The sequence below is a fragment of the Streptomyces sp. NPDC044033 genome (genome assembly GCF_056434425.1).
In genome coordinates, this window is record NZ_JBWKFF010000001.1 from 288,916 (window position 1) to 314,317 (window position 25,402).

Sequence of the window (25,402 nt, forward strand, 5' to 3'; positions counted from 1 at the left end):
TCGCCCACACTGGTGGCATGACCGCACCGGACCGCCCGTCCCCCGCCGGGGCCTCCGAGACCGACCGCGCCCCGGCCCACGAACCGGACCGCGAACCGGACCCCGCCCTGGTCGAGAATCCGGACCGCGCACCGGACCACGACCCCGTCCGGGCGCCCTGGCACGCCGCGATGCGGCTGGCCCTGGCGGAGGCCGTACGCGCTCCGGAGACGGGCGACGTACCGGTCGGCGCCGTCGTGCTGGGCCCGGACGGCACGGTGATCGGCCGCGGCCGCAACGAACGCGAGGCGACCGGCGACCCGACCGCGCACGCGGAGGTCCTGGCGGTGCGGGAGGCGGCGAAGGCGGTCGGCGAGTGGCGGCTGACCGGCTGCACGCTCGTCGTGACGCTGGAGCCGTGCACGATGTGCGCGGGCGCGATCGTCCTCTCCCGCCTGGACCGCGTGGTCTACGGCGCCCTGGACGAGAAGGCGGGCGCGGCCGGCTCCCTCTGGGACGTCGTACGCGACCGCCGCCTCAACCACCGCCCCGAGGTGATCCCCGACGTCCTCGCCCCCGCCTGCGCCGCCCTCCTCACCACCTTCTTCCGCACCCGCTGACCGCCCCCGGCTACCCCCACCCGGTAACCGATTTCGGCCCACGGCCCACCGTCCGCTAAGCTTTCTCTCGGTAGCGTGTCCGAGCGGCCGAAGGAGCACGCCTCGAAAGCGTGTGAGGGGGCAACTCCTCCGTGGGTTCAAATCCCACCGCTACCGCTCTAGGGAAACCGCCCCTGACCTGCGAAAACAGGTCAGGGGCGGTTTTTCGTTGCCGCTCCGTGCACCACCTGTGCGGCACACGGCCCTGCTGGGCCGATCGACACGGCTCACAGCGGGCGGGCTCACCAAGAGGCCGCGCATCCGCGATCCGCGCCACACCCACGCGTCGTGGCTCGCCGTCGAAGAGGTTCCACTCCCCGGCATCCGAGAGCTCGGCTGCGAGAGCGTCGCCGCCACGGAGGACCGATACGGTCACCCGCCGGCCGTGATGGACGCAGAGGTCGTCGCGGCGGCCGAGTGGAGGGTGCGGTGTCGGGGGCGTGAGGCGGTGGAGTCCCTCAGCGCCCGTACCCGCTTCCGGGCCGACATGCGGGCTTCAGGCTGGCGTGGGCAGCGGTCAGGCCGTACAGCCGAGTCAGGCCGCGCCACGCCGCAGCGGCTTTTGCCCCCGCCAGGAGAAGTGCGGAAATTCCGGCGCGCGGGCAAGTTTGCGCGGCGCACCGGTGGGCAACCCGAGAAAATTTGGATATTGAATTGAGCACGTCAACGAACGCAGGTCTGAGGTCAATTCACCCGCCGCGACCCCGGGTCGGAATTCAAAGGTGATTCCAAGGTCTGGCAAACCCATTCCCATGGGCCCCCGATAACGCTGCCCGGCGCAGCACAACGGGGCCGGTCCCGACGGTGTGCGACACCGCCGGGACCGGCCCTTCAAGCTGCCCGCGTCAGCAGACGGCGCAGGTCGTGCAGGTGCGGAAGCAAGTACCTTCGGCGGATATGGCCATGTCCCCGGACGAGGGCGCGATGTCCTGGATGGCCGTCTCGGTGAGGTCGATGTCGAAGAGGTCCTGGACCAGGTTCTCGGGCATAAAAATTCCTCCCTGCCTGTCAAGTATGCCGCCCTTTGGCGGACATGGCGGAATCTAGGTACGAACTACTAACGGAGTCAAGGGGTGTTGGGAAAGCGTTTGCGAGGTTACTGTGACCGCATTCCTCGACGACCCGATCGACGAAGAACTCCTCAGTTCGTTTCACAGTGCAGCCAGTAATGGGGTGTGACAGACATGCGGGGTGGCCAGAGCACGGAACCGCTGTTCCGCTGCGCGGACGGAATGCTCCTGCGTGCGCCGCTGCTCGCGCGGGACGAGGTACGCGCGACCTGGTGGGACACCGAGAACGACGCGCAGAGCCCCGAGGTGCTCCGCACCCGCCTGGCCAGGGCGCTCGCCGACGACCGGTTCAGGGAGGCGGTCGAGGTCTCCAGCCCCTCGCTCGCCCGCACCGCCGACGCCGTGCTCTCGGGGCGTGCGGTGGCAGCCTCGGACCTGCGCAAGGCGCTGCGGGCCGTGACGCGCTACCGGCTCAGGGCCGCGTCCCGCCCCACGCCGTTCGGCCTCATGGCGGGCGTCCTGTGGGGCTCCTTCGGCGACACCACCAAGGGCGAACTGACCGGCAAAGGCCACAAGGCGGCCCGGCCAGACGCGAGTTGGCTCTCCCAACGGGTCGCCGCGTGGGAGCGCGACCCCGCGGTGCTCCCGGGGCTGAGCATCGTGGCGAACGGGCTCTGTTTCGTGCGCGGCGGGCGCCTGGTGCTGCCGTTCGCCCCCGACGGCCCCCGCCTCGGGTCCGCCCTACCCTCGGGCGACTCCCCGGCCGATGACGGCCTCCCGAAGTCACGGACTCTCAAGTACACCCCGGTCGTACGCTCCGCGGTCGAGGCGACCGCCCGCCCGCTCCCGTACGGCGAACTCGTCCGGCACGTCGAAGCGGACTTCCCCGGAGCGCCCGACGGCGCCGTGCGCGGCCTCATCGCCCAGCTCATCGCGGCCGAGGTGCTGCTGACGGATCTGCGACCGCCCCTGGACACCACCGACCCGCTGGCACACGTCGAGCACCTCCTCCCGACCGGTTCGACCGCCGCCGGGCAGGTCGCCGCGCTGCGTTCGGCCCTCGCCGACTACGGCGACACCCCTCTCGGGGCAGGAACACCCGCCTGGCACACGGCACTTGGGACCGCCGCGTCCATCCCGTCCGGAAGCGGCGCCGCAGCGCCGACGACGCCCGCCCATTCCTTCCAGGTCGATCTGCGCCTCGACGGGACCGTCGTACTGTCGCGGGACGTGGCGCGCGAGCTCGAAGAGGCCGCCGCCGCGCTGTGGCGGCTCTCGCCCCCGGGGCCGGGCCGTCTCTCCACGTACCACCAGGAGTTCGTGGAGCGCTACGGACTCGGGCGCTTCGTACCCGTCAAGGAGCTCCTCGATCCGGACGTCGGCCTCGGCGCCCCGGCCGGCTACCGGCTGCCGCCGAGCCACCGGCCCGCCCCCGACCCGCTCCCCTTCGGCGCGGCACGGCAGCGCCTGCTCCTCGGGCTCGCCGCCGAAGCCCAGGCGCGCGGCGTACGCGAAGTGGTCCTCGGCGAGGAGTGGCTGAGCAGGTTCGAGAACGCCGACCGCGACACCGACGCGGCCGCCGACGCCTCCGACACCGCGGTACCGCCTCCGCTGGAGCTCAACGTGCAGATCGCGGCGGAGTCGGCGACCGCCGTGGACCGGGGCGACTTCACCCTGACCCTGAACGGAGCGGCCACCGCTGCCGGCGGGCTCATGGGCCGGTTCGCCCACCTCTTGCCGCCCGAACAGGCCGAGGCGATGCGCCGGACCGTACGGGCCGCCCGGAAGGACACCGGACGGCTGCCCGTCCAGGTCCACCACCAGGCGGCGCACCATCGGCACGCCAACGTGGCGCAGGTGCCGACCTGGCTGGACGGTCGGCTCGTCGTCGGGGCCCACCCCGGACCGGCCGCGCCCGGCGTCACGGACCTCACGCTCGACGACGTCCTGGTGTCGGCCGACTCCGAGGGCTTCCGGATCGCCTCGGCCGCGCTCGGCCGCGAGGTGACGCCCTCCGCGCTCCACGTACTCAACCGCGAGCTGGCCGCGCCCAACGCGGTGCGCTTCCTCATCGAGGCCGCCGCGTTCGGCCGCAGGCAGTGGCGCCTGTGGGACTGGGGCGCCGCCGAAGGCCTGCCGTTCCTGCCCGCCCTGCGCACCGGCCGCACCGTACTGAGTCCGGCCCGCTGGCGCCTTGAGGCCACGAGCCCGCCGCTCGACGACTGGCGCGCGCTGTGGGGCGTACCGGACCACGTCCAGCTCGCCCTCGGCGATCACCGCATCCCCCTCAACCTCACCGTCCCCGCGCATCGGGAGATCCTGCGGCGCGAGTGCGAGCGTTCGGGCGTCGCCGTGGTCCACGAACCGCCCACGGGGCAGGACGTGGACGGCGGCTGGCTGCACGGTCCGGGCGGGGCCCACGACGTCGAGGCCGTAGTGACACTGACGCCGTGCCGAGCCCGGGCCACTCCGCGCCGACCTGCCAAGGCCGCCACGGTCGCCCGCGCCTCCGGAACAACCGTGCGCCACGGCACCGGCGAGATCCCGCCCGGAGGCCCCTGGCTCTACGCGGCGCTCTACTCCTCCGCCGAGCGCCAGGACGAACTCCTGACCGGCCCGCTCCGGCGCTTCCTCACCGAACTGCCGTCTTCACTGCCCTCGCCACTGCCCTCGTCACTGCCCTCGTCGCCTCCCTCATCGCCGGACACGTCGCCCGACACGGCGGGCGGCGTCGACCGCTGGTTCTTCATCCGGTACGCGGACCCGCACCCCCATCTGCGACTGCGGCTGCACGGGGACCCGGCCCTGCTCAACGGCGTCCTGCTGCCCCGACTGCACGACCTGGCCGGCGAGTTGGCCCGCGCCGGACTCGCCCGGGGCCTGCGGCTCGACAGCTACTCCCCCGAGACGGAACGCTACGGCGGTGCGGCGCTCCTGGACGCGGCCGAGGAGGTGTTCCACGCGGACAGCCTGCTGGTCCTGGAGCGGCTCGCGGCCCCGGCGGACGACCGCATCCTGTCGGCGGCGCACGACGTGGCGCTCCTCGTCCGGTCCTTCCACCACGGCTACGGCGGCGACTGGCGGCACTGGCTCACCGCCACGTACCCCAAGCGCGAACAGCATCACAAGGCGTTCGCCGCGCGGCGCGGCGCCGCACTCGCGCGGATCACCCGCGACGGCGCCCCGGACGCATGGGACGAGTCCTACCGGGCGGCGCCGCGGCGGTTCGGGCGCCTCGTACGGGAAGTGGAGGAGCGGGGCGCCCTGAGTGTCTCCCCCGACGCGGTGCTCGCCTCCTTGGTCCACATGCACTGCAACCGGCGGCTCGGCGCCGACCGCACGGCCGAGGCCCAGGCGCTCGCCGTGGCCCGTGGCGCCGTCCAGGCGCACCTCGACAGGGAAAGGGCACGTTCATGAGTAACGACCTCGTCGCACTCCTCGCACAGCGGCTGTCCGATCCGGCGGCGCTCGCGGCGCAGGTGACGGCGGGCGAGCACCCCGACCTGGCCGAGACGCGCATGCTGTGGCACCCGCAGTCCCTCGCGGACGGACACGCCGGGGTCGGGCTCCTCTTCGCGGCGCTGGCCCACGGCTCGCCCGAGTACGCACGGACGGCGTACGCCCATCTGTCGGCGGCGGTCACCGCGGTACGCAGGCCCGCACGCGAAGGTCTGTATCTGGGGCTGCCCGCCGTCGCATTCGCCGCCCGGGCCGCCGTCACCAGGCCGGGCGAGTACGCGGGTCTCCTCACCAAGCTCGACGAGCAGGTCGCGGTGGTCGCCCGGAAGCTGGTCGATCAGGACGCGCCCCGGATCGCGGCCGGGACGGCGGGGGCCCACATGGCCGGCTACGACGTCGTGGGCGGGCTCTCCGGGCTGGGCAGGGTGCTGCTCGCCGCCGGGCCCGCGCACCGGGACACCACGGAACTGGTCCTCACCCACCTCGTCGCGCTCACCCGCCCGGTCGCCGGCCCCGGCGGGCGGAGCGTGCCCGGCTGGTGGACCGCCGACCCGATCCTGATCAGCGAGCCGGACGGCATCCCCGGGGGCCACTTCAACGCCGGTCTCGCGCACGGCATCCCCGGGCCGCTCGCCCTGCTGTCCGTGGCCTACGACGCGGGCGTACGCGTTCCCGGCCAGGAGCGGGCCATCCGCGACATCGCCGAGTGGCTGCTCGCCCGCCGCAGCGCCGACCGCATCGGCTGGCCCAACATCGTGACCCTCGACGCGGAGCTGGCGGCGGCCTCCGGGGACCGTCCGGACCTGGGCAAGGTCCGCGCCGGGTGGTGCTACGGGTCGCCCGGCGTGGCCCGTTCCCTCCAATTGGCCGCCCTCGCCCTGGCGGAGCCCGAGTGGAACCGGCAGGCGGTGGCGGCCGTCGCCGCCGCCTGCGACCGGCCGCTCGGGGCGCGCGGCTTCGACGACGCCACGCTCTGCCACGGCCTGGGGGGACTGACCACCGTGGTCACCCTGATGGCCCGCGAGCCCGGGGGCGAGGAACTGTCGGGACGGGTGGGTGAGTTGACCGCCGCTCTGGTACGGGCCGCCGATCCGGAGCACCCGTTTCTGTGGCCTGCCGCCGCTTCCGTCGGCCCCGCCACGGTGCACCGGCCCGGGTTCCTCGACGGGGCGGCGGGCGTCGCGCTCGCGCTGCACTTCGCCCTGAACCCGTCCGCACCCGTCGGCGCACTGCCGTGGGACGCGGCTCTGCTGCTCCGCTGAACGCGGCGCGGGTCTGACGGCGGGGGTCACCGAGCGGCACGGGTTCGGCCGGGCGACGCGGGCACCAGGCAGCGCAGGTCACCGAGCGGCGCGAGTTCGGCCGGGCGACGCGGGCACCGGACGGCGCGAGTTCGGCCGGGCAGCGCGGGCTCGGCCGGGCAGAAGTCTTCAATCGAAACCCATCGGGGCGCCCCGACAAGTGAAGAAGACGCCACCTTCGATCTTCGATGGCCGTGGCGTTCCCGGTGGACGTGGGCTCGATTGCTCCCCGCAGGTGAGAGACGCGTAGAGGCGGGGTGCCAGCACCGGCGAACGGGCACATCACAGCATGTTGATCGTTTGCCGTCCTGGATTCACCGTGAGGAACGTTCATGGAAGCGAGCACGGAAGCGAGCTATGTGGCGCAACTGCTGAACGCGGCTACCAGCCGTTGGGCCACTCGCCTGGCGGTGTCGCACGGCGCCCAGCGGTGGACCTACCGGGACCTGGCCCAGATCACTTCGCGCATGGCTTCCGCCCTGTGCGGGAGCGTAGAGCGCGAGGGACCACTCGCCGTCCTGGCCGGGAACCGTCCGCACACCCTGGCCGTACACCTCGCCGGACATACGCTCGGTCTGGGGCGATGACATCAAGTCGGCCGGCGCCTATGCCAACACCTACGACGAAGACGCCTTCGCCGCCAACCGCTTCAGGGCGGGCCCCAAGGAATGGGCTCACGTACCGGGTGTCCACGACGGCTATGCGCACACCGCTCCCGTCGCGTCATTCAAGCCCAATGCCTTCGGCCTGTACGACGTGACCGGTAACGCACGGGAATTCGTCGCCGATACCTGGGTGAACAGCCTCAAAAGCGCGAGCGCCGACGCATCGGTACGGCACGGCGAGGCGCCTTTCGTCGTGGTGCGCGGCGGCGCCTGGAACTATCAGCCGCAGAACCTGCGCATCGCCTACCGCAGCGGCTATCTCTCCTCCGAGGCCCGTACCAACATGTTCGGCTTCCGACTCGTGCGAGACCTGTGAGAGGAGTGGGGTTCATCGTTCTCCCGTGTGCGCCGAGTGCCCGGCGTGACGAGGCAACGGTGCTGGTGGCAGCCGTCAATGAGTGACTCGGGTGCCCTTGGTCGAGACCCTGCGACCAGGTGGCGCCCCACGGGCTGGGTTATGTGGACAAGCGTCACTCCCACCTCACTCCGCATTTCACAAACACACGAGCGTTCAACGCGTTCACGCCCTGGTTGCGAACCCCCCTTGTGCCGGGCCGCCCTGAGAAGTTCACGTGGGAGGCAGCGGCCGGTGCGGGCCCGCCCCCGTCCCGGTGAATGGGCTGGAGGCGGGAGAGAGGTGCGTAGTGGTGGTGTCGGCACCGGCCGTACGGTCACTGGAGCAGACGGGACGCGGGCTGCGGGTGCAGATCCAGGCCCGGGTTCGGCCCCGGGTGCGGCACCAGGTCGATGCGCGGCCGCCCCAGAGCCGGCGGGGCGCCGGATGCCATCTGGGCCGGCGAATCCACGAAACGCTTTCGGATATTCGGATATTCGGACAGGAGTCCACCATTGTTCGTGAACAATACTTCCCCCGACCTCCGCCACATCGCGAACACCGAATACCGGTCGATGGTCGGAGATGCCATCCGCTCCGGCCTCTTCGATCGGGCCACTGAAATAGCCCGGCCGTACACACCCCAGGCGAACCCTACGCAGATCGCCCGGGAGATAGAAGTGCTTACCGCCGAGTTCCAGGCTTATGGAATTAATGTACCCAGGACGCTGATCAAAGATCTCGTCCTCATGCGCGTGATACAACTTCCCACTTCTGAAGACAAACTGGCACTGGCTCTGAGTCGCGCCTACGTGTTCGGAACGTACGCTGACGACATCTGCTGCCGGAGCCGGAACGACTCGTTCAACCTTCTTCGGGGATACGTCACCAAAGAGCCATCCGAGGCATCGCGGCTCGGGGCCTACGCGGATATGATGTTGAACGAACTGGGAGAATTCGGCGACAAAGAATTCATGGGCCCCTTCGGGGTGTTCTTCTGCATGGGGGTGCTCGGGTGCGTCGTTGAGAACGAGTTCGCCGAGGATGTGAACGACCGCATCGACACCCAGTACGTCCGGAGCCTCACGGGGTTCTGTGAGATGTGGTTCACCATGCTCCAGTTCCTGGACCCATGCCTCTCCTTCAGCCGCAACATGGACTTCTGGGCTCCGACGCTCTCCTCCATGGTCAAATTCCTGAACGACTTCAACGACCTCCTGTCGTTCTACAAAGAAGCCATCGACGAGCACGACTTCGCCGTGAGCCGCATCTATCGAAATGCCATCCGCCACGGGCAGTCGTATGCCGAGTGCTACCGGGACACGCTCACTTCCGGGATCGGCGCCTACCGCCGCATCATGGACCTCGGCAACGAGGAACAGCGACCTTTCCTGGAAAATTACATGCAAGGATTCATCTACTGGCATCTCCACGTGAAGCGATACCGCTGGTGGGAAGTCTATCCAGACAGTTACCCGATTACAGACGCGGTCGAGAAGGCCATTCACCAGTAGACGGCCCTGGCGTGCGCAGTCCCTGGCAGCAAGGTCGACCATCGGTGACAGCCCAGGGGAGCCATGCCCCACAAGACTCTGACAAGACTCCGAACCCCCTCGCTTGACCGCGCCGCCGGCCCAAGCCGACTGGATCCGCGTCGTCCGGGTGGACAGGTAGCGGCCGGCTGACGTGAACGCTCGCGAGAGGGATTCCCGTGACCCCATCAAAGCCGACCTCCATACCCCTCGCCCCTGGCAGACTGCCGCTGGTGGGCCACTTCTGGCAGCTGAAGCGCGACCCGTTCGCCTTTCTGCGCAGCCTGGAGAACACCGGCGACGTGGTGAGGGTCGACGTCGGCCGAATGCCCATTTACGTGGCCACCAGCGCCGAAATGATCCACGAAGTTCTGGTCGGCCATGGGCGCCGGTTCGAGAAGGGCCGCGTGTTCGACAAAGTGCGGCCGCTGATGGGCAACGGACTGCCCAACGCCTCAGGGGAAATTCACCGCCGCCACCGGCGCCTGGTCCAGCCGATGTTCCACCGCGAGCGCATCGCCGACTACGTGCAGGCCATGAGCGACCAGGCCCAGACCCTGACCGACTCCTTCACCGAGGGCCAGCACCTCGACGTCGGCCGGGAATTGCTCGGATACACCATCGAGGCGCTCTCCGCGACGCTGTTCGCCTCGAACATCAGCCGCTCCGCGGTGGAATCCGTACGTGCGGACCTGCCGATCATCCTGCGGCAGATGCTCTACCGGACCGCGACCCCCAAACTGCTGGAGAAGCTGCCCATCTGGCGCGGGCTCGACCAGGCCGCCGCCCGCATGCGCCACATCATCGACGATGTCGTCACCACCGCGCGCACCTCCGACGGGAAGTCCACCAGCGACCTGCTCTCCATGCTGCTCTCCGCCCATGACGCCGACACCGGTGAGAGCCTGACCGATGAGGAAGTCCGCGACGAGCTCGTCACGCTCCTGTTCACCGGCTCGGAGACCACCGCCAGCACCCTCGCGTGGGCCTTCCACCACATCGCGGAGAACCCCGCCGTCGAACAGGAACTCCTGGAGCAATACGACAAGGTCCTCGCGGGCCGACCCGTCACAGCCGCGGACATGGGCGCGCTGACCGCCACCCAGCGCGTCCTCGACGAAGTGGTCCGGCTGCACGGCGTGACACTGCTCATGCGCCGCACCATCGAACCCGTCCAGCTCGGCGACCACGACATCCCGGTCGGCGCCGAAGTCGCCTTCAGCCTGTACGCAATGCACCGCAGCGCCACGCTCTACGACCGGCCCGACACCTTCGACCCCAACCGCTGGCTGCCCGAACGCAGCGCCGAGCGCCCCCGGATCGCGAAGATGCCCTTCGGCGCGGGCGCCCGCAAATGCATCGGCGACACCTTCAGCTGGGCGGAAGCGACGGTCGCCCTGGCCGCGGTACTCCAGCGCTGGAAACTGCGCCCGGTGCCGGGCAGCCCGCCACCCCGCGAGTCCCTGGCCTCCATGGCGTTCCCCGACCGCATGCCCATGGTCGTCTCCGCCCGGAACTGAGCAAGGGGCCGCCGCCCGGCCCGACGCAGAAAACCGCCCCACGCGCCGCCAAGGCCGCACACAAACCGACGCACACCGCGCGCTCCCGGCTCCACCGCCTCGTCGCAGCACGCCGGCCGCCCTTGATCTGCGGAAACGTGGTCAGCGGGCGTTCTGCGTGTGAAAGCCCTCCCTGCCGCCGAAGGTGCGTGGACGCACGCGTATGGAATTGAGCTTCGTGGCCATGTTCCGGCTCAGAGGTGCGGACTTGACTGTGTCTCATGACGCAGAAAGTGCAGAACACACCGGCAGTTGAGGGAAAGACACTCGTCATCGGCGGTACCGGCAAGACCGGACAGCGGGTCGCGGAGCGGCTTGCCGCCCGGGGGTGCGAGGTGCGGATCGGGAGCCGGAGGGCGGATCGGCCTTTCGTGTGGGAGGACCCGTCCTCCTGGACCCCCGCGCTGGAAGGGGTGCGGAGCGTGTACGTGACCTACTTCCCGGACCTCGGCGTTCCGGGGGCGGCCGAGGCCGTCGGGGAGTTCTCGCGGGTCGCGGTGGAGCGGGGGGCGCAGCGGTTGGTGCTGCTGTCCGGGCGGGGTGAGGAGGGCGCCCGGGTCAGTGAGGAGAGGCTCAAGGAGTCCGGTGCGGACTGGACGGTCGTACGGGCCGGCTGGTTCAACCAGAACTTCGACGAAGGCTTCTTTTTGGAGGCCGTGCTCGGCGGCGAGATCGTGCTTCCGGCCGGAGAGGCCGTCGAACCGTTCGTGGACGCCGACGACATCGCCGACGTGGCGGTGGCCGCGCTCACCGATACCCGGCACATCGGCAAGACGTACGAACTGTCCGGGCCCCGGCTGCTGAGTTTCCGGGAGGTGGCCGCCGAATTGTCGAAGGCCACCGGCCGCCGGATCGACTACGTCCCGGTCCCTCTCGACGAGTACCGCGTCGCGCTGGCGGAGAGCGGGGCGCCGGCCGAGTTCGCCGACCTGTTCGCGTTGATCACCGACGGCCGTAACGCCCACCTCGTGGACGGTGTCGCGGAGGTCCTGGGCCGCGCGCCCCGCGACTTCTCCGACTACGCGCGCGACGCGGCGGCTACCGGGGTCTGGTCCTCCCCCTGACACCCACCGCCCCGTACCGATGCCTAGGGTGCTGACGTGGACACCATGGCCTGCCTGCTCGACGGTCCCAAAGCCCGCGACGCGTTCATGATGAAGACGGTCCTCAATCCGCCGTGGTCCGTACGGATCGAGGACCGCGCCCCGATCTCCGTGGTGACCATGGTGCGCGGCGACGCGTGGGTGTACCCGGACCACGCGCGCCCCCATCTGCTGCGCCCCGGTGACGTCGCGCTGCTCCGGGGCCCCGACGCCTACACCATCGCCGACCGGCCGGGGACGCCCGTACAGATCCTCGTCGGTCCCGATCAACGGTGCAGCACTGTCGCCGACGGCAAGGACGTCACGGAGAGTACGGCTCTGGGCGTCCGTACGTGGGGTGAGGAGGAGCGGGCCGGGGCGTCGGTCATGCTCAGCGGTACGTACCAGGCTCCGAGCGAAGTCGGGCGGCGGTTGCTGGCCGCGCTGCCGGTGCTGCTCGTACGGCCTGTCGGGACGGGCGACAACCCGTTGGTGCGGATTCTCGCCGACGAGATCGGCAAGGACGAGATCGGTCAGGGGCTGGTGCTCGACCGGCTGCTGGACCTCTTGCTCGTCAATGTCCTGCGCGCCTGGCTGGCCGCGCCGGGGTCGGGGGCGCCCGGTTGGTACAGCGCGCAGGCCGACCCTGTGGTCGGGCCGGCGCTGCAGCTGCTGCACGAACAGCCCTCTGCTGCCTGGACCGTGGCCTCGCTCGCGGATTCCGTCGGTGTCTCCCGCGCCGGGCTCGCGCGCCGATTCACGCAGCTGGTCGGCGAGCCGCCCATGTCCTACCTCGCCGACTGGCGTGTCTCCCTCGCCGCCGATCTGCTCCGCGAGCCGGACACGACGGTGGCGATGGCGGCGCGGCGGGTCGGCTACAGCGGGGCCTTCGCGCTGAGTGCGGCCTTCAAGCGGATTCGGGGGGTGAGCCCGCAGCAGTTCCGGGCTGGGGGCTGCGGGATTCCCGAGGAGGCCCCGTTCAGTTCTTCGGCGGAGACCGTGGTGCTTGGTGGGTGACCGCGTACGCACCTCCTCAGGCCCCTCCCCCGCTCAGGCGGGGCCCGGGTCGCTGATGTCGATGACGGTGGGCGCGAGTGGGCGGGATACGCAGGTCAGGACGTAGCCCTGGGCTCGTTGTCGGTCGGTCAGGCAGTTGGGACGGGCCATTTCGACATCGCCGCTGAGGAGCTTCACCCGGCACTCGCCGCAGTTGCCGGCGGTGCAGGAGAACGGCATCGGCAAGTCGGCGTCCAGCCCCGCTTCGAGGAGCGACTGGCCGGGTGCGACCTCGACCGCGCCGAGGTTTTCGGGGCCGTTTCGGACGGTCATGGTGGCGGCCTGGGCGGCAGCGTCGATCTCGGGGGCCCCGGCCGCGGTTGGCGCGGGGGCTGGGCGAAGCGTTCTTCGTGCGTACGGTCCGGTGTCACGCCGAGGGCGGCAAGGGTCTCGCGTACGCCCGCCAGCATCGGCTCGGGGCCGCAGGTGAAGAAGTGGGCCTGCGGGGACGGAGCCAGATCGGTCAGTTCCCGGCGGAGGGTCTCCCGGTCGAGGAACCCGGTGCCGCCTGCCCACCCCTCGGGCGGGTCCGCGAGTACGTGGCGGACCGTGAGCCGGTCGGAGTGCTCGGCGCCCAGGGCCGCCAACGCGTCGGCGAAGATGATGTCGGGTTCGGCGCGGTTGCCGTAGAGCAGGGTCAGGCGGGTGGCCGCGGTGGTGGACAGTACGGTGCGGATGATGCTCATCACCGGGGTGATGCCGCTGCCGCCGGCGAGGAGTACGAGTTCGGGGCCGGCCGACGCCGGGTCCGCCACGCAGAAGTCGCCGGACGGGCCGTGCAGTTGGAACCGGTCACCGGCCTTGGCTGCCTCGTTGAGGTGGACCGAGCACAGGCCGTTCGGTACGCGCTTGACCGTGAGGGTGAGGCGGGTCGACCCGGGGGCCGAGGATGCCGAGTACGAGCGCCGTACGTACCGGCTGCCGGGGCCCGCGCCCGTGACGTCCGGGACTCCGACGGTGAAGAACTGGCCCGGCTTGAAGTCGAAGGGCTCCCCGGTCACGTCCTCCAGGACCAGCGTGACGGCGTCGGCGGTCTCGCGTATGACGTCGGTGACGCGTACGTCCCTGGGGGGCCGTGGGGTGGTCTTCAGGCTCGTCGTCGGTGCGCCCGGTGCTCCCGGTGCTCCCGGTGCTCCCGGTGTGCCCGGTGTGCCCGGTGTGCCCGGTGCTCTCAGCGCTCCCGGTACGCCCTTGGTCTGAGCTGCCTCCTCCAGCCTGTCGGCCAGGCGCGCCAGGGAGACGGACAGGTTGCGGCTCAGCCGCTGGACCCCCTGGCCCACGACGGGCGGGAGGTGGCCGAGAAGCGCGGCCGGACGAAGATCGCGCCGGGCGGGGCGGCTTGGCTGCTCCTGGTCGGGGGCGTCGAGCCCCTCGCTGCGGAGCTGCCGTCGGTAGCCGATATCGACCATGCGGCGGGTCAGATTCGGGAACGCGAGAAGCGGCTTCCCCAGCAGCCGTGCGACCGTCCCCTTCGCGCCGCCGGTCTGGTTGACGGCCAAGTGCTGCGCGCCGATGGCCATGAGGTCGGGGACCGTGGACCTGTCCACGTGCGCGGAACGCTCCCAGACGTGCGCCGCTTCGAGGGCGTCGTTCGCCTGTACGTGCGCGTGCTGGACGTTCACGAGCAGGGAGGCGTGCGGGGCTTGACCACCGGACGCCAGCTCCGCGAGCAGCGACGGCTCGTCGGTCAGGTACGCGGTGCCGCTCAGATGCAGCACGTCGGACCGGCCGGGAACGAGCACCGCGACCGAGACGGTCTCGTCCGTCAGCAGGTTGTGGAAGGTGCCGGTGCGCTGGCTGCCCTTGCGGTCGGGGATGGCCAGGGTCGAGCCGTCCAGGATCCGTGCGAATCCGGGCTGGTCTCCCCGGGGGGCTGGTGTCGCTCGCCCCGCCGACGCCCCAGGAGGACACGACGAGGAAGGGCGCCGAGGCCAGAAACCCCTCGATGGCGGGGTCGGCCCGGGGGCCGTTCCCCTCGGTCGGCTCGGCGGCGAGCGCCGGACGCGCGGCCCGCCACAGACCGGAGCGGAGGACGGACTTGGCGCAGTGGACGTACGCCGCTTCGACGGTGATGACGAGCCGGTCGGTGGTGCACGTCGATACGGAACCGTTGAGGCGCAGCGTCTCGCCGACGCCGGGGAGGAAGAAGACGAAGGACGCGCCGCTGCCGGGGGCCGGGGTGGGGGTGTCGGCTCCGGGGGCTGAGCTGTCGGCCGGAAGGCCCCTGAGGTTGAGGGATATCCGCTGCGGCGACTCGACACTGACGAACCCCGGGCCGCCGCCGACGATCGTCGTGTGCGGTCGCCCTTGCCGGTCGCGATAGCCGAAGCCCGCGATCGGGGAGGCGGCGATGACGCGCCGACAGTCGTCGTCGAGGGCGTCGATCTCCTTCATCCGCGCCACGTCCGGTATCCGCCCGACGATGGCTTCCAGCTCGTCGGCGGTGGTGATGCGGTGCGGGGTCGGGAGTGGGGGGTGTGGGCGTGAGTGTGGGTGCGGGCGTGACGCGGCGAGGCGTACGTCCGCTGGGCTGGCTGGCTGGTGCCGCGCACTACTGGCCTGGCGCTTTCACCGCAGCTCAGAGTGCAATTATGAGCAATTACTCGCATCATGCGGTACTCGCTTTTGGCGCGCCTGAGGGGAAGTCGCCATGGCGCGCGGGTAGCGGCGGCCGCAATGGCGCAAACAGCCATGACGGCTGCGGATAGGGGAGCTTGGAGCCAGTGCGGCGGGGCGCCCACGTCACCGCTGCTCACGTTTTCGCGGTCCACGGCCGACGAGCCCAGGCGCACGGCCGGGGTGCGGAGAGTTCGGGTGTTGGTGCTGCCGCGTGGGGCGGTATTGGGGGTGGTTGGGTGCGGGTTTCGTCTCGGACCCTTCGGGTCCAAGGCGCTGGCAGCGGGAGGGGAGGGGCCGGGCTCGGGTCGGTTCGCTGACCGTCGCCCAGTTCCGGGCCGGGGCCAAAGAAGGCTCCGCTGCGCTCCGCCGCTGGCTGCTGCCGCGAAGTGGCTGTTGTGAGGACTTCGGGTGCTGGCGCGTCTCGGGCCTGCGGCCCAAAGTGTCGACAGCGAGCAATGCGGCGCGCTGCGCTGCGCCTTGGCCGCGCTTTCCGTCCGAGGGCGGTTTCCACCCACAAAACGGGGGCCCGAGGCCGGGGAAACCCCACTCCGACAGCCAGCGCGCCCGATATGCCCGATAGGTCAGACCGATCGGGCAACAGAGTGCACTTAGTGCTGATTTCGTGCCCGAAAAGGCGCTTTTGTCGGGCACCTACCTCACTCTACTTGCCAGTAGCAAGCGACGGCCTTCGGCTACTCCCCAGGACCAGCCACTTCGCGGCAGCAGCCAGCGGCGGAGCGCAGCGGAGCCGTTCTGACCTGCGCCACCGACCGGCCCGCAAGCAGCCAACCGACCTCAGGCCGCCCCCTCCCCTCCCGCTGCCAGCGCCCTGGACCCGAAGGGTCCGAGACGAAACCCGCAGCCGACCGAGCACAATGCCGCCCATCGCGGCAGCAGCCAGCGGCGGAGCGCAGCGGAGCCTGTCTTGACCCCAGCCACCACCCCACCCCCAGGCAGCCAACCGGCCCCAGCCCCGCCCCCTCCCCTCCCGCTGCCGGCGCCCTGGACCCGCAGGGTCCGAGACGAACCCGCACCCGACCACCCCCAATACCGCCCCACGCGGCAGCCCCACCAGCGCAACCAAACCCACCAAAACCGCACCCACCCCCACCCCGGGTGGAGAGATTTCTCCACCCGTAGTTACAGCAGCCGCCCCACGAAAAAAGCGGGGCTGAAATCTAGCTTTGAAGGGTCGCTAACGGAGATCGACCGCATTGGGAGGCACCGCCATGAGTGGGCCCGTTGAGATAGTTCTGATCATTGCCGCCGTGTGTTACGTCATGGTTCGCCGGATGATGGGGGAGCCGGCCGAAGCCAAGCGGATGCTGATCCTTCCCGCCGTGCTCTCGCTGGTCGGGCTGTCCAACCTGTCGGGGCACCACCTCGACATGGCCGCCGGCGTGTTCCTGGTGGCTACTACCGGGGTCAGCGTTCTTCTCGGGGTGCTGCGCGGCATGAGTATTCGGCTGTCCAATCAGGACGGTCTGGTGTTCATGCGCTACACCTGGGTGACCGTGGCGCTGTGGGTGCTGAATATCGTGGTGAAGATCGGGGCGAACCTCGTGTTCGGAGCCGTCGACTCGCACATGTCCGGCGCCGCGAGCGACAGTCTGCTGCTGACGGTGGGCGTGGGCATGCTCGCCGAGGGCCTGGTCGTGCTGGGGCGGGCCGTACGTACCGACAGCCGTGTCGTGTGGACCGCCGGCAAGGACGGACAGCCGCACACCTCCTCGCCCCTCCTGGACAGCCTTCAGGAGCGCTTCGCAGGCAGCGGGGTCTCCGGCGGCGCCTCCAGCGGCCACCGCGCCGGGCGCGCCTCTATGCTTGACGCGCTGCGGGATGCCGACTCCCGCCAAGACCACCGCCGCAGCTGAGGTCGGGAGCCCACCTCGTGTCATCCACCCGGTCAGAGACGAAGAGCCCCCGGGACGGCTCCCGTTACGGATCCCGGTACGGCGACGACCTCGCCCAGCCCTTCATCTCCGTCACCGCGACCGTCCTCACCGCCGTCCAGCTGCCCGGCGCCCACCTCGTCGCCCCGCCCCTCGCCATCACGCTCTTCGTCCTGGTCGCGCTCTGCTCCTTCGCAGCGGTCTTCTCCTGGTCCCGGTTGTCCCAGCGCGCGCAGATCGCCCTCTCCGGCACCTACGCCGTCCTGGCGGCCGTGCTCCTCCCCCTCGCGCCCGGCACCGTGGCCCCCTTCTTCGCCTACTCCGCGGTCGCCACCGCGGGCGTGAAGCTGGCCTCCCGGCGTGCCGCCGTCGGGGTGGCGGTGGCGGCGGCGCTCAGCAGTGCCGGGACGATCTGGATCGCCGAGCGGCTCTCCCCGTCGCCCGACTACTGGACCTGGTGGCTGGCCCTGACCGTAGGGCTGCCCGTCTATATGGGCATATCGAAACGAGACCGGCGGGAAGCGCTGGAGAGCGCCCAGCTCGCGGCCGCCGAGGCGGAGCGGGCCACCGATTCCGAAGCCCGCAACGCCGCGCTCATGGAGCGCGGGCGCATCGCTCGCGAGATCCACGACGTGCTCGGCCACTCCCTCTCCGGCATCGCGCTCCAGCTCGACATGGCCGACGCCCTCAGCCAGAAGGACCGCGCGGAGGAGGCGCGCGTGGCCGTCCGCAAGGCCAGGGCGCTGGCCGTCGACAGCATCGCCGAGACCCGGCACGCCGTGCACGCGCTGCGCGAGGACACCCTCCCGTTGCAGGAGACGCTGCGGCTCATGGCGGAGGGCGAGGAGGTCGCCTTCGACGTTCTCGGCGAACCCGAGCCCGTCTCCGTCGAAACCGCGCAGACCGCCCTGCGCGTGGCGCAGGAAGCCCTGACCAATGCCCTGAAGTACGCGCCCGGAGCGGCCCGCGCGATGACGCTCGAATTCACCGCCGACGCGGTCTCCCTGACCGTCGTCAACGGACCGGCCGACTCCCCCGTACCGCGCGCCGGCGCCGAGGGCACCGGGATGGGGCTGGTCGGCATGCGCGAGCGCGCCGCCCTGGTGGGCGGTAGTCTCCGCGCCGGACCCGACATCGAGGACACCGCACCGAGCGGCTGGACCGTAAAGCTGGAGGTGCCCAGGTGAGCAGCATCAAGTTGGTGGTCGTCGACGACCAGACGGCCGTCCGCGAGGCCCTGGCGGTCATGCTCGACCTCGACGACGACGTAGACGTGGTGGCGACGGCGACCAACGGCGAGGAGGCGGTGGCGGCCGTCGCCGAGCACCGGCCCGACGTCGTCCTGATGGACCTCAACATGCCGGTCATGGACGGCGTCGAGGCCACCGGGCGTATCCGCGCCGCCAACCCGCAGTCGACGGTGGTCGTCCTGACCACCTTCGAGGACGACGAATCGATCCTGGCCGCCCTACAGGCCGGCGCCGGCGGCTATCTGACCAAGGACGCGGGCCGCGACACCATCCTGCAGTCCGTACGGAGCGCCAGCCACGGCCAGGCCGTGCTCGCGCCCGAGGTGCAGCGCCGGCTGCTCACCCTCGCCACCCGGCGGCCCAAGCCCGCCGCCGAGCAGACCGCCATGCTCACCGCGCGCGAGCGGGAGGTGCTGCGCCTGATCGGCGACGGGCTGCGCAACCCCGAGATCGCCGCGCGCCTCGTCATCAGCGAGGCCACCGTCAAAACGCACATCAACAACCTCTTCGCCAAGGCCGATCTGCACTCCCGCGCCGAGGCCGTGCGCTACGCGCTGAGCGTTCTGCCGCCCGAGGGATCCGCCTGACCGAGGGATCCGCCTGCTCGAAAGATCCGCCTGGCCGAGCTGACGGCTCGTCAACTGCACCTGTAGCGACGTCTCTTAGCCGCCCGTCCGCCTGACGGTGCGGCTCTTTTCGCATGCCTCCCGCAGACCTCCCGCGCGCTACCGCGCGCGCTCCCGCATGCCTCGGTGTACGTCGGGTGGAGAGCCTTCTCCACCCGCAAGATACGGCGCTGACCCCACGACAGTTCTTCCCCGCGACCGTAATTTTGAGATTGCCGCAGAGGACAAGCCGGGGCAGCCGAAACCACTCCGTATCCGGCCCCCGCCCAGCGAGAGGAAATCCCGTTCCCATGAACTATCTCCGCAATTTCGCCCCGTGGCTCGTGTACGCCGGCGTCTCCTTTTTCAACTGGCAGTTGGGCGCCCTTTCCGCCCTGGTCTGCTCCCTCTATCTGCTGGTGCGGGCCCGCCGGGCCGGCGTGGAGATCAGCGCCCAGATCCTCGACATCGGAACCCTCGTCTACGCCCTGGGCCTGACCGTCCTCGCCTTCACGAACCCGCACTCCTCGCTCCAGGACAACGACGGAGCGATCTCCGCGGCCTGGCTCGCGCTCATCGGCTGGGCCAGCCTGGCCCTGCGGAACCCCTTCACGCTCGGGATCGCCCGCCGCAGCGCCCCCAAGGAGGTCTGGCACGCCCCGCACTTCATCCGCCTCAACACCGTGATCACCATGGTGTGGACAGTCAGCTTCACCCTCTCCGCCGCCGCCCAGTTCGCCTGCACCGAGCTGGGCGCCGCGACCCCCGTCGAGACCCTCTGCAAGGCCGCCGGGTTCGTCGTCCCCGCCGTCTTCACCGGCCGCTACGTCCAGCGCGTACGGGCTCGCGCCGTCGCCGCCCAGGCCGCCGCCGAGAGCGCCGCCCGACCGGAGCCGGTCCAGCCCCTCAACTACGCAGAGCAGTTCTAGGAACCCTCGGCAGTACCGCGGAGGAAAGACATGCTCGCCATCGTCGATCTGAACCGCCGCCAGAGTTACGGGCAGTACGTGTTCGCAGCGCCCACCGCGTTCCGTTTCCACGGGGAAGAGCCGTTGGAATACGACCACGTGCCGGACACCGAATGCGACCGGGATACGGGAAAGGGCCGCACCGGCCCTTTCCCGTACAAGCGATAACCGCCGAGAGGACGTCATGAACGGGACACCGCGCCGGATCGTCGTCGGCGTCTCGCCGGCCGGGCCGCGCGCCGCCGAGGCGCCGCGCGGCCGGAGGTTCGACGGGGAGCTGACGCCGATCGGGGACGAGCGGCCCTGTGCCGGCCCGACACCGCTCCGCGCGGCCCGGTCGAGCTGCACGTCGCGTTCGAAAGCCTCAGCGCCTGGCGGCTACTCCCCCTGCGCCCCCGCCCCGTCCCCCCGGTGCCGCGCCGCGGGCGGCTCGGCGGCGCGGACGATGGCGGATTCGACGGCCGCGATGCGGTCGGCGAGGAGGCCCAGCGCCGCGAGGGTGCGCACGCGGGGGTCGTCGTCGGCGCCGCCGAGGGCCTGGGTGCGGACGTACGAGGTCTTGATCTCCGCCCAGCGCGCCGCCTGCTCGGGCGTGAGGGCGCCGCGCAGCTCGGCGAGTTTCAACAGATTCGCTTCGGCGCCCGTGGTCAGGGTCTGGGCCTCGCCGGAGTAGTGGTCGTCGATGACGGCGGTCAGCTCGTCGTCGTTCATGACGGCCGCGATCCGCTCCGTGATCTTGTTCATGTTCCGGTACGAACCCTGGAGCTGGAACGGCGGCTCGGTGCGGCTGACGTCCGTACGGGCCGCCGACGCGATGTAAGCGGTGTTGACGGCGAGGACCGTGCGCCGGGCGGTGAGCAGATGACGCAGCACGGCGACGACGCGGTCCAGCTCGGCCGGGGCGTACGGGTGGGACAGCCGGTCGGGCCGTACCGCCGTGTCGCCCTGGGCCAGCCGGATCAGCAGATCGAGGTCGGACCGCTCGCGGGCCGCGAGGGGGGCCAGGACCGGGTTGGAGGTCAGGGCGTTCTCGACGAAGCTGAGGGCGAAGACGTCGTCCTTGCCGGACAGCACATCGCCCAGGTTCCACACGTCGGCGCGGTTGGCGAGCATGTCGGGGATGCGGAAGAGCCCGCCGGACTCGGTGTAGGGGTTGCCCGCCATGCACACCGCGAACCGCTTGCCGCGCAGGTCGTAGGTGCGCGTACGGCCGTTCCAGACGCCCTCGATGCGGCGCTGGGCGTCGCACAGCGAGATGAACTTCTGGAGCAGTTCGGGCGAGGTGTGCTGGATGTCGTCCAGGTAGAGCAGCGTGTTGCTGCCCGCCTCCAGCGCGAAGTTGATCTTTTCGACCTCCTGGCGGGAGGTCGCGTCGGGCGCCTGCGCCGGGTCCAGCGAGGTGACGGAGTGTCCCAGGGCGGGCCCGTTGACCTTGACGAGGGCGAGGCCGAGCCGGTCGGCGACGTACTCCATGAGGGTCGTCTTGCCGTATCCCGGCGGGGAGATGAGCAGCAGCAGCCCGCTGTTGTCGGTGCGCTTCGCGTCGCCCGCCGCGCCGAGCTGCTTGGCGAGGTTCCCGCCGATCAGCGGCAGATACACCTCGTCCAGCAGCCGGTTGCGGACGAAGGCGCTCATCACCTTGGGCCGGAACTCGTCCACCCGCAGCCGGGACCGCTCGGCCGCGACGAGCCGGTTGCGGCGCTGCTGGTACGCGCGGAAGCCGGGCACCCGCTCCGCCCGGAACGCCCGGGTGCGGGCGAGGAGTTCGTCGAGGCGGAGGGCGAGGTGGCGGCCGGTGATCCGGGGGTGGGCGCCGAGCAGGCCGTCGACCCGCGCCGTGAGCCGGGCGTCGGAGTCGTAGCGGGCGGCGTCGGGGCAGAGCTCGATGGCCACGGCCTCGGCGAGGACGCCCGTATCGACGCCCTCGCCGCTCCCCGCGAAGTACGAGCCGAGCCACGCCTCCACGAGCTGCCGGCGGGCGTCGAGGGGCCCGGCGCCGAGTGCGCGCAGCTCCTCGTCGTACGCCGGGCCTCCGCTCGCCCGGCGGAACTTCTCGATGAGCGTCCGCGCCTCGTCCCCCGCCACGAAACCCTCGGGGGAGGCCGCCAGCTCCTCGAAGAGGTACTCGGCGGCGAGCGGCGCGGCTGAAGCGGCCGTCTCCCGCGGCTCGAACGCCGCTATCTGCGCGGCGAGTTCGTCCGTCAGGTCGGCGATGGCGGGTGCCAGTCCGAATGCCGCCCGGGCCCGCGCCAGCGACCGTACGCGCAGCGCCCAGTGTTCGCGGGCCGCGCCGTCCAGGCCGTGCGTCCAGAAGATCTGGGCGGCGGCGCGGGCGGCCGCCGGGTAGCGCAGCAGCCCCGCGTCCGCGTGCAGGGCGAGCAGCGCGCCGAGGATCGCGGTGGCGTCGTGGTCGTGGACGCCGCGCTCGTACCCCTCGTCGTACGCGGCGTCGGCGGCGGTCCGCACCAGGGCGGCCAGCTCGGCGGGGCCCGCGTCGTACAGCGTGGCCGGGTCGTGGTCGGCGAGGATCTTCGCGGCGAGGTGCTCGGCGCGGTAGACGTCGGCGGACTCCGAGGGGAGGAGCTGGTCCCAGTACGGGCGGGTGTCCGCGAAGTCGGGGTCGGTGACCGGCGCGCGGTAGTCGGTGCCGGTCAGGGCGAAGGCGAGGGTGTCGCCGTGCGGGACCAGGGTCAGGTCGAGGGCCTGGGTGTTGACGGCAAAGCGGTGGCGGCCCAGGCGGATCGTCTCGCCGCCGTCCAGGTACAGGTCGGTGCGGTCGCGCAGCGCGCGCCCGGCCTCCTGGCGGGCGGCCTTCAGCCGCCCGTCGAGCTCGTCGGCCCGCACGCCGTCGCCGAGTTCGCGCAGCTCGTCGGCGGTGCGGCGGACCTTGGCGACCATGGGGTCGGAGGCGAAGTAGGTGTTGACCGCGTCGAGGTCGGCGAGGGTGGCGGCGCGCCGCTGGATGGTCTCCAGGACGCGGTTCGCGGAGTCGGCGAGGCGCTCGGCGTGCCGGGCGCGGGCGTCCTGGAGGGTCTGCTTGCGGGAGGAGAACGCCTCGTAGACGTCGGTGCGCTTGGCGGACAGCTCGGTGAGGAAGTCGTCGGACTCGGCGAAGCGCGCTTCGAGGTTCTCCAACTGGAGGAGCAGCCGCGCCAGTTGGTCCTCGCACGCCTCGGGCGTGTCTGCGGCGGCCAGCGCGCCCGTGACGGCCTGCCCCAGCAGGGCGAACTCGGCGGCGAACTCGGCGCGCCCCTCGTGGTCGAGGAGTTCGCGGCGGCGCGCGGCGAGGGTGGCGCGGGCGCGGTTGACGCCGCCGAGCACCTCCGCGATCCGCTCCAGGATCGCGGTGCGTACGGTCGCGTCGCCGATGTCGAGGCCCGCGACGACCTCGGTGAGGATCTGGAGGCCCTCGGTCCGCTCGTCGAGCCGCTCGCCGACCGGGACGGCCCCGGCGACGGTGGTGATGGCCTCGGCGTCGGCGGTCAGCCGCTCGACATCCTCCTGGTACCCGGCGAACGCGTCCTCCTGCTGGAGGAAGGCGACGGCGCGCTGCGCGGTGTCGCCGATGTCGTCCGCGACCTCGGCGGCCAGCGCGTCGATCCGCTCGACGTCCACGTACCGCAGCTCGCGCAGGGACTCCAACCGGCCCTGGGCGTGCCGCAGTTCGGTGAGCTGGCCGACCCAGGCGTCGGCACTGCGCGGTGCTTCGCCGCGGATGCGCCTGACGAGCGAGGCGATGTGCGCCGCCGCCTCGCCGAGCGCGTCGGTGGCCTGCCGGGTGAGGTTCTGTACGGTCTCGAACTCCGCCAGCACCTGTTCCGCGGTGGCCCGCACCCGCGCCAGGGGCTCCTGGAGGCCGCCGAGCGCGTCGTCCGCGAGCCAGTGGAAGCGGTCGGTGAGCCGGGAGCAGGCGGCGGTGATCGACTCGAAGACGGCGCGCGTGCCGGTGGTCTCGGCGGCCGTCCGCGCCACGGTCAGCAGCTCGGAGACGCCGCGCACCAGGTCGGCGTTGCCCACCCGCTCCAGCGGCCCGGAGCCCGCGGCCCCGGCGGCGTACGTCTCGGAGACGTACGGGCTCTGCCAGGTCTGCACGGCGTGCACGAGCGACGGCTCGTCGGAGTCGGCGCGCAGGGCGATGAGAGCGCCGTCGTCGAAGAGCGCGTAGCCGTGGCACAGCAGCGGGGTGGCGACCTCTTTGCGGATGAGGTTGTAGGACAGCAGCAGGGTGCGGCCGTCGGCGGGGTCGCGGAAGGCGTAGAGGACATCCTCGCCGTTGGGCGAGGGGGTGGCCCCCTCGTAGCCGAGGCCGTCGGTGTCGAGGGCGTCGAAGGTCCGGGCGGCGCCGGTGGCCAGGCAGTAGCCGCCGGGGAAGATGACGCCCTGGTCGTCGGGGAGGCGCAGGCACGCCTGGCCGATGCCGTCGAGGCGCACGACGGTGCGGGTGGTGGCGTTGTAGACGAGGTGGCGGTCGGCGCTCTCGTTGTACGGGCGTACGCGCAGCAGGACGAGCGGCCCGACGCGGGCGTGCTCGATGTCCGCGTCGGCCAGCGACTGGAGGGGTTCCTCGACGGGTTCGCTGTACAGGCCCGTACCGGACTCGGTGGTGTTCTCGGTCTTGACGGTGAGGGCGCCGCCGACGGTGGAGACGTAGATCTCCCCGCCGATCGCGACGTGCGGGTGGCGGCCGAGCACGTGGTCGTCGCGGGTGGCGGCGGTCCACCGGATGTCCTGGGACCGCGGGAGGACGTGGTCGCGCTCGCCGCGCGCGTCGAGGTAGCGCGGGGTGCCGTCGGCGGCGAGCTGCCAGCGCAGGACGCGCAGGTCGCCGGGGTTCGGGCCGGTCCGGAAGACGGCGAGGAGCTTGCCGTCGACGCGCCGCAGCCGGCGGAGGGAGGCGGCGCGGTAGTAGCGGTGCAGCTCGCCGAACTCCCGCTGGAAGGCGGAGTCGTGGAGCAGTTCGGGGAGCTGCGACGCGTCGGCCTCTTCGAGGGTGACGCCGTCGCTCGCGCGGTGCAGGGTGTGCAGCGCGAAGACGTCCTCGACGGCGGTCTCGGTGTTGGCGCTGTCCGGGGTGGTGTAGCCGAGGAGGAGGCGCCCGCCGACCGCGACGATGTCGCGCGGCACGCGCCGCCGCTCGGTGCGTATCTGCTCGGTGCCCAGGAGCCGCAGTTCGGTGGAGCCGAAGGTCTCCACGCGCCGCGCGTTCAGCGCCTCGGCGCCGCGGGCCAGCTCGGCGGCCTGGGCGGCCAGCCGGTCGCGCAGCACCTCGTACGTACCGGCGTCGAGCCCACCGGCCTCCGGCCCCGCCCCCGCGGCGGCCTCCCGCTCCGCGCGCCCGCCTTGGCCCTCGGTGTTCACGTCCACCCCAACTCCCTGGTACTTCCGCTGTGCGCGGCCACCGCCGCGCCGGGCCCGGGCCCGTTGTTCCGACA

The 25,402-nt window shown here is 71.4% G+C and carries 18 protein-coding genes and 1 tRNA gene; 15 read left to right on the plus strand and 4 right to left on the minus strand.

Features of this window, described 5'->3' with window-relative positions; translation table 11 throughout:
- The first annotated feature begins 17 nt into the window (after positions 1-17).
- Both tadA and AC07AB_RS01205 read left to right on the plus strand, forming a co-directional pair.
- The gene (gene tadA / locus AC07AB_RS01200; protein ID WP_478558065.1) at positions 18-599 is read left to right on the plus strand and encodes a tRNA adenosine(34) deaminase TadA; all 582 of its coding nucleotides are present in this window, start codon (positions 18-20) and stop codon (positions 597-599) included.
- Between the two features lie 69 nt (positions 600-668).
- Positions 669-755 (plus strand) — tRNA-Ser (locus tag AC07AB_RS01205).
- A gap of 728 nt (positions 756-1,483) precedes the next feature.
- Here the strand turns inward: AC07AB_RS01205 and AC07AB_RS01210 are convergent.
- Positions 1,484-1,627, minus strand: a complete 144-nt coding sequence (locus AC07AB_RS01210; protein WP_478558068.1) for a hypothetical protein — start codon at positions 1,625-1,627, stop codon at positions 1,484-1,486.
- 195 nt (positions 1,628-1,822) lie between these two features.
- Between AC07AB_RS01210 and AC07AB_RS01215 the strand changes: the two genes are divergently transcribed.
- From AC07AB_RS01215 to AC07AB_RS01250, 8 genes are all read left to right on the plus strand, one after another.
- Complete coding sequence (locus AC07AB_RS01215; protein ID WP_478559678.1) at positions 1,823-5,065, plus strand: lantibiotic dehydratase; 3,243 nt, start codon at positions 1,823-1,825, stop codon at positions 5,063-5,065.
- The gene (locus tag AC07AB_RS01220) at positions 5,062-6,369 is read left to right on the plus strand and encodes a lanthionine synthetase C family protein (RefSeq protein ID WP_478558071.1); all 1,308 of its coding nucleotides are present in this window, start codon (positions 5,062-5,064) and stop codon (positions 6,367-6,369) included. The genes AC07AB_RS01215 and AC07AB_RS01220 overlap by 4 nt, the downstream gene beginning before the upstream one ends.
- Before the next feature lie 371 nt (positions 6,370-6,740).
- On the plus strand, positions 6,741-6,995 hold the full coding sequence (locus AC07AB_RS01225; protein ID WP_478558074.1) for a hypothetical protein: 255 nt from the start codon (positions 6,741-6,743) through the stop codon (positions 6,993-6,995).
- A gap of 1 nt (position 6,996) precedes the next feature.
- Complete coding sequence (locus AC07AB_RS01230) at positions 6,997-7,389, plus strand: formylglycine-generating enzyme family protein (RefSeq protein ID WP_478559680.1); 393 nt, start codon at positions 6,997-6,999, stop codon at positions 7,387-7,389.
- A gap of 533 nt (positions 7,390-7,922) precedes the next feature.
- Positions 7,923-8,921 carry a hypothetical protein gene (locus tag AC07AB_RS01235; protein WP_478558077.1) on the plus strand — a complete coding sequence of 333 codons (999 nt, stop codon included), beginning with the start codon at positions 7,923-7,925 and terminating at the stop codon, positions 8,919-8,921.
- A gap of 197 nt (positions 8,922-9,118) precedes the next feature.
- Positions 9,119-10,459 carry a cytochrome P450 gene (locus AC07AB_RS01240; RefSeq protein ID WP_478558080.1) on the plus strand — a complete coding sequence of 447 codons (1,341 nt, stop codon included), beginning with the start codon at positions 9,119-9,121 and terminating at the stop codon, positions 10,457-10,459.
- A gap of 260 nt (positions 10,460-10,719) precedes the next feature.
- Positions 10,720-11,562 carry an NmrA family NAD(P)-binding protein gene (locus AC07AB_RS01245; protein WP_478558083.1) on the plus strand — a complete coding sequence of 281 codons (843 nt, stop codon included), beginning with the start codon at positions 10,720-10,722 and terminating at the stop codon, positions 11,560-11,562.
- Positions 11,563-11,598: 36 nt separating this feature from the next.
- Complete coding sequence (locus tag AC07AB_RS01250; protein ID WP_478558086.1) at positions 11,599-12,597, plus strand: AraC family transcriptional regulator; 999 nt, start codon at positions 11,599-11,601, stop codon at positions 12,595-12,597.
- 33 nt (positions 12,598-12,630) lie between these two features.
- On the opposite strand, the gene AC07AB_RS01255 is transcribed toward AC07AB_RS01250, so the two are convergent.
- Together AC07AB_RS01255 and AC07AB_RS01260 are read right to left on the minus strand one after the other, a co-directional pair.
- On the minus strand, positions 12,631-12,909 hold the full coding sequence (locus tag AC07AB_RS01255) for a 2Fe-2S iron-sulfur cluster-binding protein (protein ID WP_478558089.1): 279 nt from the start codon (positions 12,907-12,909) through the stop codon (positions 12,631-12,633).
- Positions 12,906-14,378, minus strand: coding sequence for an FAD-binding oxidoreductase (locus tag AC07AB_RS01260; RefSeq protein WP_478558092.1), 1,473 nt, complete (start codon positions 14,376-14,378; stop codon positions 12,906-12,908). Before AC07AB_RS01260 ends, AC07AB_RS01255 begins: the two co-directional genes overlap by 4 nt.
- Before the next feature lie 2,106 nt (positions 14,379-16,484).
- Between AC07AB_RS01260 and AC07AB_RS01265 the strand changes: the two genes are divergently transcribed.
- From AC07AB_RS01265 to AC07AB_RS01285, 5 genes are all read left to right on the plus strand, one after another.
- Entirely contained in the window at positions 16,485-17,129 is a 645-nt protein-coding gene (locus AC07AB_RS01265) for a hypothetical protein (protein ID WP_478558095.1), read from the plus strand.
- Positions 17,130-17,146: 17 nt separating this feature from the next.
- Positions 17,147-18,334 carry a sensor histidine kinase gene (locus AC07AB_RS01270; protein ID WP_478558098.1) on the plus strand — a complete coding sequence of 396 codons (1,188 nt, stop codon included), beginning with the start codon at positions 17,147-17,149 and terminating at the stop codon, positions 18,332-18,334.
- Positions 18,331-18,984: a response regulator gene (locus tag AC07AB_RS01275; protein ID WP_478558101.1), complete on the plus strand. Its 654-nt coding sequence runs from the start codon at positions 18,331-18,333 to the stop codon at positions 18,982-18,984. Before AC07AB_RS01270 ends, AC07AB_RS01275 begins: the two co-directional genes overlap by 4 nt.
- 329 nt (positions 18,985-19,313) lie before the next feature.
- Positions 19,314-19,931 carry a DUF3159 domain-containing protein gene (locus tag AC07AB_RS01280; RefSeq protein WP_478558104.1) on the plus strand — a complete coding sequence of 206 codons (618 nt, stop codon included), beginning with the start codon at positions 19,314-19,316 and terminating at the stop codon, positions 19,929-19,931.
- Between the two features lie 30 nt (positions 19,932-19,961).
- A complete protein-coding gene (locus AC07AB_RS01285) occupies positions 19,962-20,138 on the plus strand; it encodes a hypothetical protein (protein WP_478558107.1) in 177 nt (58 codons plus the stop codon).
- 210 nt (positions 20,139-20,348) lie between these two features.
- Here the strand turns inward: AC07AB_RS01285 and AC07AB_RS01290 are convergent, their stop codons facing one another.
- Positions 20,349-25,334 (minus strand): DNA repair ATPase, encoded by a 4,986-nt coding sequence (locus AC07AB_RS01290; RefSeq protein WP_478558110.1) that lies wholly within the window; start codon positions 25,332-25,334, stop codon positions 20,349-20,351.
- Positions 25,335-25,402: the final 68 nt, after the last annotated feature.